The sequence below is a fragment of the Geodermatophilus obscurus DSM 43160 genome, assembly GCF_000025345.1.
GTDB classification, from domain to species: domain Bacteria; phylum Actinomycetota; class Actinomycetes; order Mycobacteriales; family Geodermatophilaceae; genus Geodermatophilus; species Geodermatophilus obscurus.
Genome location: NC_013757.1, coordinates 3468350 through 3482273, shown reverse-complemented (window position 1 = coordinate 3482273; position 13924 = coordinate 3468350). Strand labels below are relative to the sequence as shown.

Genomic DNA, 13924 nt, shown 5'->3' with positions numbered 1-13924 from the left:
TGGACGGCGTCCCGGGGACGGCGGACGGCGCGGGTCATAGGCTCGGACGTCATGGAGACGCTCACCCCCGCGGAGGTCGCCGGCGTACTGGGGGTCTCGCCGAACCGGGTCCGCCAGCTGCTGCGCGAGAACAAGCTCATGGCCGTCCCGGGCAGCGGGAACAGCAGGATCCCGGCCGACTTCCTCCAGGACGGCGCCGTCCTCAAGCACCTGCCCGGCCTGATCACCGTGCTCAAGGACGGCGGCTTCAGGGACGAGGAGGTCTTCGAGTGGCTGTTCCGCGCCGACGAGACGCTCCCGGGCACCCCCGTCGAGGCGCTGCGCGACGACCGGCACACCGAGGTCACCCGGCGCGCCCAGGCGCTGGCGTTCTGACGGCCCGGGCGGGGCGGGGAGCGGCATGGGGCAGCTGACCTACCTCGTGCTGCTGGCCGGCTGCCTGGTCGTCACCGCGCCGCTGGAGCTGCTGCTGCGGGTCCGGGTGTACGCCCGGTGGCGGCGGCTGCTCGTCGCGGTCGCGCCGGAGTTCGCCGTCTTCCTCGTCTGGGTGCTGTACGCGATCGCGCAGGGGCACTGGGACTACTCCGGCGAGCTGACCCTCGGCGTCCGGCTGCCCGGGGGCATCCCGGTGGAGGAGGTGCTGTTCTTCCTCGTCGTCCCGCTGTGCTCGGTGCTGGCGCTGGAGGCGGTGCGGAAGGTCACCGGCTGGGACGCCGGCTACCCCCCTGAGGAAGCCCTGTCGGCCGGGGAGCGGGTGGGCCGGTGAGCTACAGCGCGCTCGCGGTCACCGCGGTGGCCGCCGTCCTCGTGCTGGACCTGGCCGTCTACCGCACCCGGATGGTCACCCGACCGGTGTTCTGGGTGGCCTACGCGATCATCATCACGTTCCAGCTGCTGATGAACGGCGTGCTGACCGGGCTGGAGGTCGTCACCTACGACCCGGACACGATCTGGGGTCCGCGGATCGCCTACGCGCCGGTCGAGGACCTGCTGTTCGGCTTCGCCATGGTCACCCTGACCCTGGCCAGCTGGGCGGCGGTCAACCGGCGGGCGAACACCGCCAGGCGCCGCGGCTGGGACACCCGCACCCGGCGGTCGAGCACCCGGTAGTCGGCCCGCTCGATCTCGGTGAGGATGCCGCCGTAGAGGTCGGTGGCCGCGCGCACGCAGTCGCGGGACTCCGGCGCGAGCATCGGCGTCCCCGGAGCGGCGTCGTCGTAGCGACGGCGCACGATCGCGACCATCTCTCGCATCAGCTCGCGGAAGTTGCCGTCGTACCGCTTGGCCTCGAGCTGCTCCCGGGTCACGCCGTGCGCGGCCATGACGTCGGCGGGCAGGTACACCCGGCCGCGGTCGACGTCCTCGGCGACGTCGCGCAGGAAGTTGGTCAGCTGGAACGCCTCGCCCAGCGCGATCGCGTGCGGCGCGGCCTCCTCGCGGGCGACGCCGGGTGCGGTGCCGAGGACGGGGAGCACCTGCAGCCCGATCACCGACGCCGACCCCCACATGTACCGGTCGAGGGCGTCCATGTCCGCGTAGCCGGTGACGGTGAGGTCGCTGGTCATGGCGGCGAGGAAGTCCACCAGGTGCTCGACGGGGATGGCGTAGCGGCGGTAGGTGTGCACGGTGGCCAGCCGCACCGGGTCGTCGGACCAGCCGGCCTCCAGCTCGGCGAGCAGCGCGCGGGACCAGTCGGCCAGGTCACCGGACGGGTCCGCGCCCGGGTGGTCGACGAGGTCGTCGGCGGTGCGCGCGGCGGCGTACAGCGCGTGCACCGCCGGGCGACGCTCGGGGGTGAGCAGCCGGGTGGCCAGGTGGTAGCTCTTGCCGTGCTCGGCGTTGATCGCCGCACAGTGCCGATAGGCGGCGTCGAGGAGGGCCTGGCGCTCGGCCTGCGTGCGCGGGGGTTCGACGAGTGTCATCCGGTGATCCGTTCCGCGGCGAGCCGGCCGCTGATGACGACCATCGGTACGCCGACGCCCGGCTGCACCGACGAGCCGGCCAGGACGACGTTCTCCGGCCCGCGCCGCGGCAGCGTCGGCGTCCGGAACGGGCCGGTCTGGCCGAAGGTGTGCGCCAGCGCGAACGGCGTCCCCGCGGCCATGCCCTGCGCCGCCCAGGTCAGCGGGGTGTCGACGTGCTCGACCTCGATCGCGCCGGTCAGGCCGGTCCAGCCGCGGGACTCCAGCACCGCGAGCACCTCGTCGCGGTAGCGGGGGCCCAGCGTCGTCCAGTCCAGGTCGGGGTTGCCGCCGCTGTGCGGGTCGAGGTTCGGGGTGGGCGCGACGATGCTCAGCACCTGGCCGCCCTCGGGGGCGAGGCTGCGGTCGGTGCGCGACGGCATGCTGACCAGCAGGCTCGGGTCGGTCATCGGGCGCCCGTCCCGGGTCAGCTCGGCGAACACCTCGCGCCAGGCGGCGCCGAAGCTGATCGTGTGGTGCGCCTGGCCGCGCAGCTCGCTGCGGACGCCGACGTGCACGGCCACGCAGGACGGCGAGTACACCGGCCGCCGCAGCCGCCGGAACCCGGGCACCAGCGTCTCCGGCCGGTCGACGGTGACGACGACGGCGTCCGCGGGCAGCCGCTCGCCGCCGTCCAGCAGCACGCCGGTGACCCGCGACCCGCTGACCTCCAGTTCCCGCACCCCGGTGTCGTGGCGCAGGGTCACGCCGGCGTCGGCGGCCGCGGCGGCCATCGCGCGGGGGACGGCGGCGATCCCGCCCACCGGGTGCCAGACGCCGGCGCCGATGTCGAGCTGGGCGATGACGGCGTAGGCGGCGATCGCGCGGTACGGCGAGACCCCCGCGTAGAGGGCCTGGAAGCTGAACAGCCGGCGCAGCCGGTCGTCGGTGAAGTGCCGCTCGACGTGCCGGGACAGCCGGCCGAAGCCGCCGCGCCGGGCCAGCTGCACCAGCTCGGGGCCGAGCAGGTCCAGCGGGGTGTCGAGGTTGCGGTCGATGAAGGTGGTCAGCTGCAGCCGGTACAGCTCGGCGAGGTCGGCCAGGTACCGGCGCAGCGCCACGGCCTCACCCGGACCGCACAGCGCCTCGACCTCCGCGGCGAAGGCGTCGACGTCGGCGTGCACGTCCAGGTGCGAGCCGTCGGCGAACTGCGCGCGGTAGGTGGTCTCCAGCGGGACCATCTGCAGCCGGTCCTCGAGCTTCTCGCCGACCGCGGCGAGGGTGTCGGCGACCAGCTCGGGGGCGGTGAACACCGACGGGCCGGTGTCGAGGGCGTAGCCGCGCTCCTCGATCCGCCCGGCGCGCCCGCCCGGGCCGGGCCCCCGCTCGACGACGGTGACCTCCCGGCCGGCGCCGCGCAGCCGCAGCGCCGCGGACAGCCCGGCGAGGCCGGCGCCGACGACGACGACGCGGTCGGTGCGCCCGGGGACGGTGCGGACCATCAGGCGGTGCGGGTGGTCGCGGCGACGGCCAGCGCGTCGAGCGCGGCCCGGGCGTCGTCGGCCAGCGGGGCCTCGGCGATGGCGGTGCGGGCGAGCGCGGTGCGCTCGGCGATCCGCTGCTCGACCTGCGCGCGGGCGCCGGTGGACTCCATGAGCGACCGCAGCGCGTCGAACTCCTCCGGCCCGGCCAGGGGGTTCCCCAGCGCCTCGCCCAGCAGCTGCCGGCCGGCGCCGTCCGCGGCCTCCTCGGCCAAGGCGACCAGCAGCGTCTGCTTGCCCTCGCGCAGGTCGTCGTCGGCGGACTTGCCGGTGACGGTCGGGTCGCCGAACACCCCGAGGACGTCGTCGCGCAGCTGGAACGCCTCCCCCAGCGGCAGGCCGATCGCGGTGTAGACCTCCGCGGCGCGCGGGCCGGCGCCGGCGATGGCCGCGCCCAGCTGCAGCGGCCGCTGCACGGTGTAGCCGGCGCTCTTGTAGCGGGCCACGGTCAGCGCGCCCTGGGCGCCGGGCAGGCCGCCGGCGGCGCGCAGCAGGTCCAGGTACTGCCCGGCGGTCACCTCGGTGCGCATGGTGTCCCAGACGGTGCGGGCCCGGGAGAGGGCAGCGGTGGAGATGCCCGAGCGGCGCAGCAGCTCGTCGGACCACACCAGGGCGAGGTCGCCGACGAGGATCGCCGCGCCGATGCCGAAGGTGTCGCCGTCCCCGGCGAGCTCGCCGTCGCCGTGCCGGGCGGCGAAGCCGACGTGGGTGGCCGGTCGGCCCCGGCGGGTCAGCGCGCCGTCCATGACGTCGTCGTGGACCAGGGCGCTGGCGTGCACGAACTCCAGCGCGGCGACCGCCCGGAGCACGGCCGCGTCGGACTCGCCCGGGCGCTCGCCGCGGACGCCGCGCCAGCCCCAGTAGGCGAACAGCGGGCGCAGCCGCTTGCCCCCGTCGGCCAGGGCGCACACCTCGTCGACCACCGGCAGCAGGGACTCGTCCATCGCCGCGAGGGTCTGCCGCTGCACGTGGAGGAAGTCCGTGAGGGCGGTGGAGACGGCCGCGCGGACGCGGTCGATTTCGGCGACGGCCGGCGGGGGAGCCGGGCGGAGGACAGGAGTCTCGCGCTGCTGCGCCCCGGCGATCACGGACCGAGTATCGCGGGCGACTCGATCTGGCGCGGCCGGGATCGGGGTGGAGTGGGTCAGGGCCACGGGTCGAGCCTCCTGGGGCCGGGAGTGCAGCGGTGCCGGGGGTCCTTCGCCGGACCGGCGCCGTCCGGATGCAGCGCGGCTCCGGGGGTGGCCGGTCCGTATCCTCGCTGTCCATGAGCCGGACCGTGCGCGAGCTTCTCGACGAGGGCCGGCCGACGTGGTCCTTCGAGTTCTTCCCGCCCAAGACCCCCGACGGCGCCACCCAGCTGTGGACGGCGCTGCGCGAGCTGGAGCGGCTGCAGCCGTCGTTCGTGTCGGTCACCTACGGCGCCGGCGGGTCGACCCGCGAGGGCACCGTGTCGGTCACCGAGCGCATCGCCACCGAGACGACGATGACCCCGCTGGCCCACCTGACCGCCGTCGACCACAGCGTCGCCGAGCTGCGGCACGTGGTCAGCCGGCTGGCCGCCGCGGGGGTGCGCAACCTGCTGGCGCTGCGCGGCGACCCGCCCGGCGCCGACCCGCAGGCGGAGTGGGTGGCCCACCCGGAGGGGCTGCAGTACGCCGCGGAGCTGGTCGAGCTGATCCGCTCGATGGGCGACTTCTCCGTCGGCGTGGCCGCCTTCCCGGAGCGGCACCCGCGGTCGCCGGACTTCGAGACCGACGTCGCGATGTTCGTGCGCAAGTGCCGGGCCGGCGCCGACTTCGCCATCACGCAGATGTTCTTCCGCGCGGAGGACTACCTGCGGATGCGCGACCGGGTGGCCGCCACGGGTTGCGAGGTGCCGATCATCGCGGGGGTCATGCCGGTGACCAACGCCCGGCAGATCACCCGGATCGTGCAGCTGTCGGGGCAGGCCTTCCCCGAGCAGCTGGCCGCCCGCTTCGCCGAGCTGGACGGCGACACCCCCGAGGCGAAGGCGGCGGTGCGGGCCTACGGCGTCGAGATCGCCACCGAGCTGTGCCGGACGCTGCTGGCCGAGGGCGTGCCGGGCATCCACTTCATCACCATGAACCGGTCGACGGCGACCCGCGAGGTCCACGCCAACCTGGCGGCGGTCGGATCTCCTCACTGAACCGGGTCGGCCGGCCGGCCACCGGGTCCGGCCGCCGCGGTCCGGCCGGCGCGGCCGGCCAGCAGCGCCGCCGTCTCGGCCGCCGCCCGGCGCAGGCCCTCCCGCTCGGCCGCGTAGCCGCCGATCGTGCCGACCACCGGCAGGTTGGACAGCGCCCGGTGCCGCAGCTTGCCCTTGGGCCGGGCGTCGAGGGTGTCGTCGATGCGGCTCAGCAGCCGGGCGACCCGCCACAGGGTGCGGACGGCGCTGCGGTCCTCCTTCTCCCCGAGGACGTCCTCGGCGTAGGCGCCACGGGCTCGGGCCAGCAGCGGCCGCACGCGCTCCGCGGGCAGGTCGCGGTCGAGCAGAACCGCCGCCAGCAGCGACACCCGCTCGGCCTCGTCCTGGACGCCGTGCTCCGCGGCCACCCCGCCGACGACCAGCGCCTGGACCGCCGAGCCGACGGTGTTCTGCAGCGGCAGCAGGTCGGCCAGCTTGCCGGCGAAGCGGGGGACGGCGCTGACGCCCGCGGCGACGCGGGAGACCCGGTCGGCCCACCACTCCTCGCGCTCGGCCTGGGGCAGCTCCGGTGGGCGGCCCAGCCGGCGGACGAGCGGGACCGTCAGCCGGTCGACCCGGCGGAGGACGTCGACGACGACCGCGTCGCTGATGGGAGGCGCCATGGAGTCGCTCTACCCGCGGTCGCCGCCGGGCCATGCACGCGGATCGGCCTGGTGGTGTGCGGTTGCGGCGCACTCCGGCCCCAGAACGCGCCACGAGCGCACATCACCGTGCGCTCAGTCCAGCGGCTCGGCCAGCGGCGCCCGGGTGCGGGTCATCAGCTCGACCAGCTCAGCGACCGCGCCCCGCACCGCGGCGATCTCGTCGGCCACCGCGCGCAGGTCGCCGTCCCCCTGGCCGGGTGGCGCCGACGTCGCGGCGGTGATCCCGTCGACCTCCACGGCGGTGCGCTCCAGCCGCTCCAGGTCCGCGAGCTGGTGCAGCTCGGTCGAGAGCAGCGCGGCCTAGTCGCGGTAGCGGATCAGCGCGTCGGCGCGGTGCCCGAGCCGGAGCGCCGCGGCCTCCAGCGCGGCGGACTGGCGGTCCCAGTACTCCGCGGCGGTCCCGGCCGGGCGCAGCCCCAGGGAGACGCGGGCCGACCGGATGCGCAGCGCGAGGTCGACGATGCGGTCGACCTCGGCCTGGCCGTCGAAGCGGCTCGTCGCCAGCAGCGGCGAGGACCAGGAGGGCTCGCGCACCGTCTCCGCCCACGCCCGCCCGGCGGCCGCGGCGACCCGCGCCTCGGTGGTGTCCCACGCGGCGAACGCCGCCTCGGGTGCCGGCGGGGACGGCTCGGGGGCGGGAGACGGCACGCGCAGCCGGGCACGGGCGGCCCGGTCCAGCCGGACGGCGGCCGCGCGCAGCCGGGCCCGCCGCGACGACGCCTCGCGCCGGGGCGACCGGACGACGACCAGCCGGCCGTCGGTGAGGTACCGGTCCGGCCAGAGCGCCGCGCCGTCGTCCGCCGTCCGCATGGTCCCACCCTCCTGCTGCGCTCGGTGAGCAGCCCATCGCTCCACAGTGCCGGTCCGGGTCGCCAGAGGGCGGACCCTCCGAAGATGCGTTCGGCGTGTCCCGGTCGGGTAACAGGGTCGGGATCGGCGGACGGGTGGCCGCGCGCAGCACGGCTGGACGCACCACGATCACTGGGACAGCACACGGGTGCAGACCAACTGAGAGGACGTTCCGTGGCCGGTGGACTCGTAGCCCTGTTCGACGACGTGGCGGTCCTGGCGCGCGCCGCCGCTGCCTCCGTCGACGACATCGGGGCGGCTGCAGGACGAGCCAGCGCCAAGGCCGCGGGTGTCGTCGTCGACGACACCGCCGTCACGCCGCAGTACGTGCACGGCCTGGCCGCCGAGCGCGAGATCCCGATCATCAAGCGCATCGCCCTGGGCTCGCTGCGCAACAAGCTGGTGATCATCCTGCCCGCCATCCTGCTGCTCAGCCAGTTCCTGCCGTTCCTCCTCACCCCGATCCTGATGATCGGAGGGGCCTATCTGTGCTACGAGGGCGCGGAGAAGGTCTGGCACAAGCTCAGCGGCCACTCCGAGGCCCACGCATCGGTGGAGCAGGCGCTCCCGGACGAGAAGACGATCGTGAGCGGGGCCGTGCGCACCGACTTCATCCTCTCGGCGGAGATCATGGTGATCTCGCTGAACGAGGTGGCCGGCGAGGGCTTCTGGTCCCGCGCGGTGATCCTCGCGGTCGTCGCGGTCGGCATCACGATCCTCGTCTACGGCGTCGTCGGCCTCATCGTGAAGATGGACGACGTCGGGCTGTCCCTGTCCCAGCGCCCCGGGAAGGGCATCTCCCGGTTCGGCCACGGACTGGTGAAGGCGATGCCGCGGCTGCTCACCGCCCTGACCGTGGTCGGGACCGCCGCGATGCTGTGGGTCGGCGGGCACATCCTGCTGGTGGGCTCCGACGAGCTGGGGCTGCACGCCGTCTACGGCGCCGTGCACCACCTGGAGGAACTCGCGCACGAGGCCACCGGAGCCCTCGGCGGGGTGGTGGGGTGGCTCGTCAACACCCTGGCCAGCGCGCTCGCCGGGCTCGTCGTCGGGGCGTTGATCGTGCTGGTCATGAACCTCACGGTGCACCGGCGCAAGGCTCACCCGGCGGGCGGGACGTCGCACTAGCGGGACCGGCGCGGCGCACCCGCGCACGTACCGTTGCTCGCATGGCCGCACGGGGGCGAGGCGCGCTCGCCCGGTGGGCGGCGGTGGGCCTGCTCGTCGCGGTGCTGGTGGCGCTGCCCACGGTCGTGGCGGCGCTGCCCGCGGACGACGCCGACGTGCCCGCCGCCGAGCTGCGCGCCGTGGTGCTGACCAGCGAGGACGTCGGCTTCTCCGGCTACGCGGTGTCGGCCGGGGGGTTGGCCCTGCCGGTGTCCGAGCGGCTCACCGACGTCGCCGACCTGTTCAGCGACCGCACCCTGATGCGCGTGTGGTGGCGTGGCCCGGAGGAGCACCGGGTCGACGTGGTGAGCGGAGCAGGGGAGACCGGCGTGCACCGCGACCCCGGCGGCACCTGGACGTGGGACTTCGAGGCCGGCACCGCCACCCGCGGCACCCCGGCGTCTCTCGCGCTGCCCACCCCGCCGGACCTGCTGCCCGCCGCCCTCGGCCGCCGGCTGCTGTCCGAGGCCGCCGACGAGGAGCTCTCCCGCGCCGGAGCCCGCCGGGTGGCCGGCCGCGACGCGCTGGGGCTGCGGCTGGTGCCGGCCGACGTCGCCTCGTCCGTCGGCCGGGTCGACGTCTGGGTCGACCCGGCCAGCGGGCTGCCGCTGCAGGTGGAGGTGTTCGCCGAGGGCGCCGGCCTGCCGGCGCTGGACACCCGCTTCCTCGACCTCGACCTCGCCGTCCCCCCGGCCGACGTCGTCGCCTTCACCCCGCCGCCGGAGGCCACCCTGCTCACCGCGCCCGACACCGAGGAGCTGATCGCGCAGGCCGAGGAGCGGGCGCCGGACGTGCGGCTGCCCCGGGAGCTGGCCGGCCTGCCGCGGCGGACCTTCCAGGGCGTCCCCGACGCGGTCGGCGTCTACGGCCGCGGTGTCACGCTCCTGGCGGCCGCGCCGGTGCCGGGCCGGCTGGCCGGTGGGCTGCGCGAGGCGCTGACCGCGAGCCCCGACGCTGTCACCGACGAGCTGGGCACCCGGGTCGCCGCCGGCCCGCTCGGGCTGATGCTGGTCGACCCGGGCGAGGGTCCGGCCTACGTGCTCACCGGCACGGTCACCCTCGACGCGCTCGCCGACGCCGCGCGCCGGTTGCCCGGGGCCGCGTCGTGACGGCGGTGATCCGCACCCGGGGGCTGGTCAAGCGCTACGGCCGGCTGCGCGCGGTCGACGGCATCGACCTCGACGTCCGCGCCGGCGACGTCTACGGGTTCCTCGGCGCCAACGGCTCGGGCAAGACGACGACGGTGCGGATGCTGCTGGGCCTGGTGCTGCCGACGGCCGGCGAGGTCGAGCTGCTGGGCGGGCGGATGCCGCGCGCCGGCCGCCGGGTGCTGCCACGCGTCGGCGCGCTGGTCGAGGGGCCGGCGCACCACGGGCACCTGTCCGGGCGGGCCAACCTCGGGCTGATCGACGCCGCCGGGCCGGGCGGCTCCCGGCGCACCCGCCGGGCGCGGATCGACGAGGTGCTCGAGCAGGTGGGGCTCGGCGGCATCGACCGCCGGCCGGTGCGCGCCTACTCCCTCGGCATGCGGCAGCGGCTGGGGCTGGCCGCCGCGCTGCTGCGCCGTCCCGAGCTCCTGGTGCTCGACGAGCCGACCAACGGCCTGGACCCGCAGGGGATCCACGAGATCCGCGACCTGCTGCTCGAGCTGAACCGCGGCGGGACGACGGTGTTCCTCTCCAGCCACCTGCTGGCCGAGGTCGAGCAGCTGTGCACCCGCGTCGGCGTGCTCGACCGCGGCCGGCTGGTGCTGCAGGACGAGCTGGCCCGGCTGACCGCGCCCACCGGCGCGACGGTGGTGGACACCCCGGCCGCCGACCGGGTGCGGGCGGTGCTCGACGGGCGGGTGCTCGGGGTCGAGGGCTCGCGGGTGGTGGTGCGCGGCACCGACCCGGCCGAGGTCAACGCACTGCTCGTGGGCGCGGGGGTGCCGGTGACGGGGCTGGCGCTGCAGCGGCCCACCCTGGAGGAGGTCGTCCTCGCCGCGGCCGGCACCAGCGCCGACCGGGTGGAGGCGGTCCGGTGATCGGCGTCGAGCTGCGCAAGCTGTTCCGCCGTCCCCGCACCTGGGTGACGATCGCCGTCCTCAACGCGCTGCCGGTGCTGGTCGCCGTCCTGCTGCAGCTGACCGACCTCGCGCCCCGGCCGGGAGAGGGGCCGCCGTTCCTGTCCGCCGTCCTGACCAACGGCGCGCTGTTCCCGCTCGCGGCGCTGGCCATCGTGCTGCCGCTGTTTCTGCCCATCGCGGTCGCCGTCGTCGCCGGGGACGCCGTCGCTGGCGAGGCGCAGGCCGGCACGCTGCGCTACCTGCTGGTCCGGCCGTCCGGGCGCACCCGGCTGCTGGTCGCCAAGCTGGTCGCGCTCATGGCGTTCGTGCTGGTCACCGTGCTGGTGGTGGCGGGCGTGGGCTACGTCGTGGGGACGACGCTGTTCGACACCCAGCCCGTCGGCGGCGGTACGTCGGTGTCGGGCACCTCGCTGTCGCAGCAGGAGCTGGCGGGCCGCAGCCTCATGGCCATCGGCTACGTCACGGTCTCCATGCTCGGCGTCGCCGCCTTCGGGCTGTTCTTCTCCACGCTCACCGACTCGCCGCTGGCCGCCGCGCTCGGCGCGCTCGCCGTGCTGGTCACCTCCTCGCTGCTGTTCACCCTGGACGCCGCCTCACCGATCGCGCCCTACCTGCCCACCCGGTACTGGCTGGCGTTCGTCGACCTGTTCCGCGACCCGATCCTGTGGCGGGACGTCGTGCGCGGGCTGGCGCTGCAGGGTCTCTACGTCGGCGTGCTGCTGGCCGCGGCCTGGGCGAACTTCACCACCAAGGACGTCACGAGCTAGCGGCGCACCGTGCAGATGTGCGCCACGGACGGCGACGCGACGACCTCGGCGCACTCCAGCGGCGGCGCTCCCTCCAGACCGTCGAGAAGCCGCTCGCCCCTGCCGAGCAGCACCGGCACGACGGCGATGTCCAGCTCGTCGACCAGGCCCGCGCGCAGGTACTGCTGCACGGTGGCCGGTCCACCGCCCAACCGGACGTCCGGGCCACCGGCCGCGGCGAACGCCTGCTCCAGCGCGGACTCGATGCCTTCGGGAACGAAGGTGGACGTCGTGCCGCCGGCCACCTCCACCGGGTTGCGCGCGTGGTGGGTCAGGACGAAGACCGGGTGGTGGTAGGGCGGCTCCGGGCCCCACCAGCCGGTCCAGTCGCTGCCGTCCCACGGGCCGCGAACCGGGCCGGACACACGTTCCGGCCCGTGATCGTGGCGCCGATGCCCTCCTCGCCGCGGGGCTCAGCTCCAGCCGTGGGGACCCGCCGCGGGCCGACGGCCGAGGAAGGCGACCAGGCGGTCCTCCGGGCCCGCGTCCGGCGGCACGGACACGGGCGCGGCGAACAGGCCCGGGCGGGCGCCGTCCTCCACCAGCGAGGTCGCCGCCTGCAGGAGCGCGGTGGCGAGCCCGGGCGGCATGGCGCGTCCCGAGCTGCAGGCCGTGGCGACGTCCCAGCCGTGGAGGGCGACTTCGATCGCGCCGCCGCGCGCGGCCGCCAGAGCGTGCGCGGCGCGGTCCTGATCGCCCGGCCGGTCGTCCGCGGCGGCCGACGTGAGGGCGTCGAGCAGGCGCAGCAGGCGGTCCCGGGCGACGGCCGCGGGGTCCGCGTCGTCCGTGCGGGGGAGAGAGGGCAGGGCCAGCTCGCCGGTGAGGGCCAGGCCGGTGAGACCGTCGGCGGTGTCGGCGAGGTGCAGCAGCAGCGTCCGCAGGTCCCAGTCGCCGCAGGGCGTGGGCCGCCCGAGGTCGGCGTCGGAAACCTCCGCCAGGCTCTCCAGCGCGTAGCCGGCGGCGCGCGCGAAGAGAGCGATCTCTGCGGTGAGCGGGAGTGACACCGTGCCCGTCACGACGACTGCCCGGCCGGCGCCATCTCCCACGGGGCCGCGGGCAGCACCTCGCCGGTCTCCAGCAGCGACTTGAGGTTGGCCAGCACCGCGGGCCAGCCGTGCGAGATCTCCCCGAGCGCCTTCGCGTCGGCCAGGTTCTCGTGGGTGACGGTGAGCCGGACGATCCCGCCCTGCTCCTCGAGGACGAAGGTCACGACCGAGTCGCCGCCCGGGGGCTCGTCGCCGTCCGGCGCTCCGAATGTGATGACCAGGCGCCGCGGTGGATCGGCCTCGAGCACGCGGCCGGCCACGTCGACCGCGCCGGAGCGCCGGTGCTCCCAGCGCGAGCCGGGCCGCCAGTCGGAGACGTTCGCGTGCCCCCAGTAGCGGGCGGTGAGGTCTGCGTCGGTGAGCGCGTGCCACACCTGCTCGGCGCCGGCGCGGATGTAGGTGACGTACACGTAGGTCGGGACGGACTCGGTCATCGCGTACTCCTCTGCTCGGGACCGGATGGCGGAGAGCGCCGCCAGGCGGGGTCGGTCGAACGACGAGATCCAGCGCTCCCCGATGTCGTGCAGGGGTGCCGGGTTGAGGAAGTGCAGCCGCTCCCGGCCGCGGCGGACCACGGTGACCAGGCCCGCGCGGACGAGGACGTCGAGGTGCTGGGTGGCCGATTGGCGGGCCATGCCGAGCCGGGTGCAGAGCTCGCCCAGCGTCTGACCGTCCTGCTCGCGCAGCCGGTCGAGGAACAGCCGCCGGGTGGGGTCGGCCAGGGCCTTGAAGACCTGGTCCACGTCCCGGGTCTCCGCCGCCACGACCAGCATGATGCAGGCATTCACCTGCATGTGTCAACGCTGCTGACGCCCGCTTCGAGGGGACCTGCCCTCAGCCGCTCAACCGGGCGCAGTCCTCGGGGCCCAGCGCGGCCGGAGCGGCGACCCCGAGCTGTTCGAGCACCATCGCCTGGACCAGCGGGTGGCGCGGCAGGTCGCCGTGGGCGACGCGAGCGTCGGCGCAGACCGACTGCACCGGCAGCTCGAGCGCGCCCTCCAGCCGCGCGGACTCCGGCGGAGTCACGGTCTCGTCCTGCGTCGTCCAGATCGACACCCAGGCGGGCCCCTCCGGTGTCTCGTCACCGGCGTTGAGGTGGATCAGCAGCGGGCTGCCGGTGGCGAGCTGCCGACACGCCTCCGGGCACTGGTCCGGGGACAGCGAGCCGGCCAGGTCGGCCAGCGTGGTGCCGTGGTGGGGGGAGCCGAGCGTGACGATGCGGCGGGCGACGTCCGCGCCGCCGTCGGCCGCCCACAGCCGGGCGACGACGCCACCGGCGGAGTAACCGACGACGTCCACGCTGTTCGCGCCGGTGCGCTCCAGCGCCGCGTCGACGGCCTCGTCCAGCACGTCGGCGGACCCGCCGAGGTCGCCGGTGCCGTTCCCGGGGACGGCGACCACCGTGGCGTCGCGCCCCTCGGCGGCCAGCCGGTCGGCCAGCGGCTGCAGCGACGCGGTGGAGCCGCCGTAGCCGGGCACCAGCAGCACCGGCCCGGGCTCCGACTGCGACACCGGCTCCCTGCCGGCAGCGCCCGACAGCCGCCCGAGCAGGAGGGTTGCGCCGGTGACCAGGACGGCGACGACGACGAGGGCCAGCACGGTGACGACGAGGCGGCGGCGAGCGGGGGACAGACCGGCGAGCACCCCACCACTGTCCCCGTCCGCCGCAGCC

General features: G+C 75.6%; 17 protein-coding genes and 1 pseudogene. 8 read left to right on the top strand and 10 right to left on the bottom strand.

The window, feature by feature from the left end; translation table 11 throughout:
• Nucleotides 1–51 precede the first annotated feature (51 nt).
• From GOBS_RS16230 to GOBS_RS28900, 3 genes and pseudogenes are all read left to right on the top strand, one after another.
• On the top strand, nucleotides 52–375 hold the full coding sequence (locus GOBS_RS16230) for an Rv2175c family DNA-binding protein (protein WP_012949347.1): 324 nt from the start codon (nucleotides 52–54) through the stop codon (nucleotides 373–375).
• 25 nt (nucleotides 376–400) lie between these two features.
• Nucleotides 401–766, top strand: coding sequence for a lycopene cyclase domain-containing protein (locus GOBS_RS16225; protein WP_012949346.1), 366 nt, complete (start codon nucleotides 401–403; stop codon nucleotides 764–766).
• Nucleotides 763–972: pseudogene (locus tag GOBS_RS28900) on the top strand (lycopene cyclase domain-containing protein); the annotation flags it as partial. The gene GOBS_RS16225 and the pseudogene GOBS_RS28900, both read left to right, overlap by 4 nt.
• Here the strand turns inward: GOBS_RS28900 and GOBS_RS16220 are convergent.
• The 3 genes from GOBS_RS16220 to GOBS_RS16210 are packed head-to-tail and all read right to left on the bottom strand — an operon-like array spanning nucleotide 969 to nucleotide 4530.
• Nucleotides 969–1922 (bottom strand): phytoene/squalene synthase family protein, encoded by a 954-nt coding sequence (locus tag GOBS_RS16220; protein WP_012949344.1) that lies wholly within the window; start codon nucleotides 1920–1922, stop codon nucleotides 969–971. The pseudogene GOBS_RS28900 and the gene GOBS_RS16220 overlap by 4 nt on opposite strands.
• Nucleotides 1919–3403: a phytoene desaturase family protein gene (gene crtI, locus GOBS_RS16215; protein WP_012949343.1), complete on the bottom strand. Its 1485-nt coding sequence runs from the start codon at nucleotides 3401–3403 to the stop codon at nucleotides 1919–1921. The genes GOBS_RS16220 and crtI overlap by 4 nt, the downstream gene beginning before the upstream one ends.
• Entirely contained in the window at nucleotides 3403–4530 is a 1128-nt protein-coding gene (locus tag GOBS_RS16210; RefSeq protein WP_012949342.1) for a polyprenyl synthetase family protein, read from the bottom strand. The genes crtI and GOBS_RS16210 overlap by 1 nt, the downstream gene beginning before the upstream one ends.
• Before the next feature lie 179 nt (nucleotides 4531–4709).
• Here GOBS_RS16210 and metF point away from each other — a divergent pair, with 179 nt between their 5' ends.
• Nucleotides 4710–5612 (top strand): methylenetetrahydrofolate reductase [NAD(P)H], encoded by a 903-nt coding sequence (gene metF, locus GOBS_RS16205; RefSeq protein WP_012949341.1) that lies wholly within the window; start codon nucleotides 4710–4712, stop codon nucleotides 5610–5612.
• Here metF and GOBS_RS16200 read toward each other — a convergent pair.
• The 3 genes from GOBS_RS16200 to GOBS_RS16195 form a co-directional block, all read right to left on the bottom strand.
• A complete protein-coding gene (locus GOBS_RS16200) occupies nucleotides 5606–6274 on the bottom strand; it encodes a hypothetical protein (RefSeq protein ID WP_012949340.1) in 669 nt (222 codons plus the stop codon). The two genes, metF and GOBS_RS16200, sit on opposite strands and share 7 nt — an antisense overlap.
• Before the next feature lie 114 nt (nucleotides 6275–6388).
• A complete protein-coding gene (locus GOBS_RS27610) occupies nucleotides 6389–6553 on the bottom strand; it encodes a hypothetical protein (protein ID WP_012949339.1) in 165 nt (54 codons plus the stop codon).
• Between the two features lie 63 nt (nucleotides 6554–6616).
• Nucleotides 6617–7126 (bottom strand): hypothetical protein, encoded by a 510-nt coding sequence (locus tag GOBS_RS16195; RefSeq protein WP_012949338.1) that lies wholly within the window; start codon nucleotides 7124–7126, stop codon nucleotides 6617–6619.
• Nucleotides 7127–7339: 213 nt separating this feature from the next.
• Here GOBS_RS16195 and GOBS_RS16190 point away from each other — a divergent pair, with 213 nt between their 5' ends.
• The 4 genes from GOBS_RS16190 to GOBS_RS16175 are packed head-to-tail and all read left to right on the top strand — an operon-like array spanning nucleotide 7340 to nucleotide 11167.
• Nucleotides 7340–8293, top strand: coding sequence for a DUF808 domain-containing protein (locus tag GOBS_RS16190; RefSeq protein WP_012949337.1), 954 nt, complete (start codon nucleotides 7340–7342; stop codon nucleotides 8291–8293).
• Nucleotides 8294–8334: 41 nt separating this feature from the next.
• Entirely contained in the window at nucleotides 8335–9441 is a 1107-nt protein-coding gene (locus tag GOBS_RS16185; RefSeq protein WP_166487426.1) for a LolA-like protein, read from the top strand.
• 5 nt (nucleotides 9442–9446) lie between these two features.
• A complete protein-coding gene (locus tag GOBS_RS16180) occupies nucleotides 9447–10358 on the top strand; it encodes an ABC transporter ATP-binding protein (protein ID WP_041242377.1) in 912 nt (303 codons plus the stop codon).
• The gene (locus GOBS_RS16175; RefSeq protein WP_012949334.1) at nucleotides 10355–11167 is read left to right on the top strand and encodes an ABC transporter permease; all 813 of its coding nucleotides are present in this window, start codon (nucleotides 10355–10357) and stop codon (nucleotides 11165–11167) included. The genes GOBS_RS16180 and GOBS_RS16175 overlap by 4 nt, the downstream gene beginning before the upstream one ends.
• Here GOBS_RS16175 and GOBS_RS16170 read toward each other — a convergent pair.
• Genes GOBS_RS16170 through GOBS_RS16155 form a run of 4 tightly spaced genes read right to left on the bottom strand, consistent with a single transcriptional unit; the run spans nucleotide 11164 to nucleotide 13896 of the window.
• The gene (locus tag GOBS_RS16170; RefSeq protein WP_049788334.1) at nucleotides 11164–11571 is read right to left on the bottom strand and encodes a dihydrofolate reductase family protein; all 408 of its coding nucleotides are present in this window, start codon (nucleotides 11569–11571) and stop codon (nucleotides 11164–11166) included. The genes GOBS_RS16175 and GOBS_RS16170 overlap by 4 nt on opposite strands.
• A gap of 48 nt (nucleotides 11572–11619) precedes the next feature.
• On the bottom strand, nucleotides 11620–12222 hold the full coding sequence (locus tag GOBS_RS16165; protein WP_012949333.1) for a TIGR03086 family metal-binding protein: 603 nt from the start codon (nucleotides 12220–12222) through the stop codon (nucleotides 11620–11622).
• Entirely contained in the window at nucleotides 12219–13046 is an 828-nt protein-coding gene (locus GOBS_RS16160; protein WP_243697519.1) for an ArsR/SmtB family transcription factor, read from the bottom strand. The genes GOBS_RS16165 and GOBS_RS16160 overlap by 4 nt, the downstream gene beginning before the upstream one ends.
• A 40-nt stretch (nucleotides 13047–13086) precedes the next feature.
• Nucleotides 13087–13896 (bottom strand): lipase family alpha/beta hydrolase, encoded by an 810-nt coding sequence (locus GOBS_RS16155; protein ID WP_012949331.1) that lies wholly within the window; start codon nucleotides 13894–13896, stop codon nucleotides 13087–13089.
• Nucleotides 13897–13924: the final 28 nt, after the last annotated feature.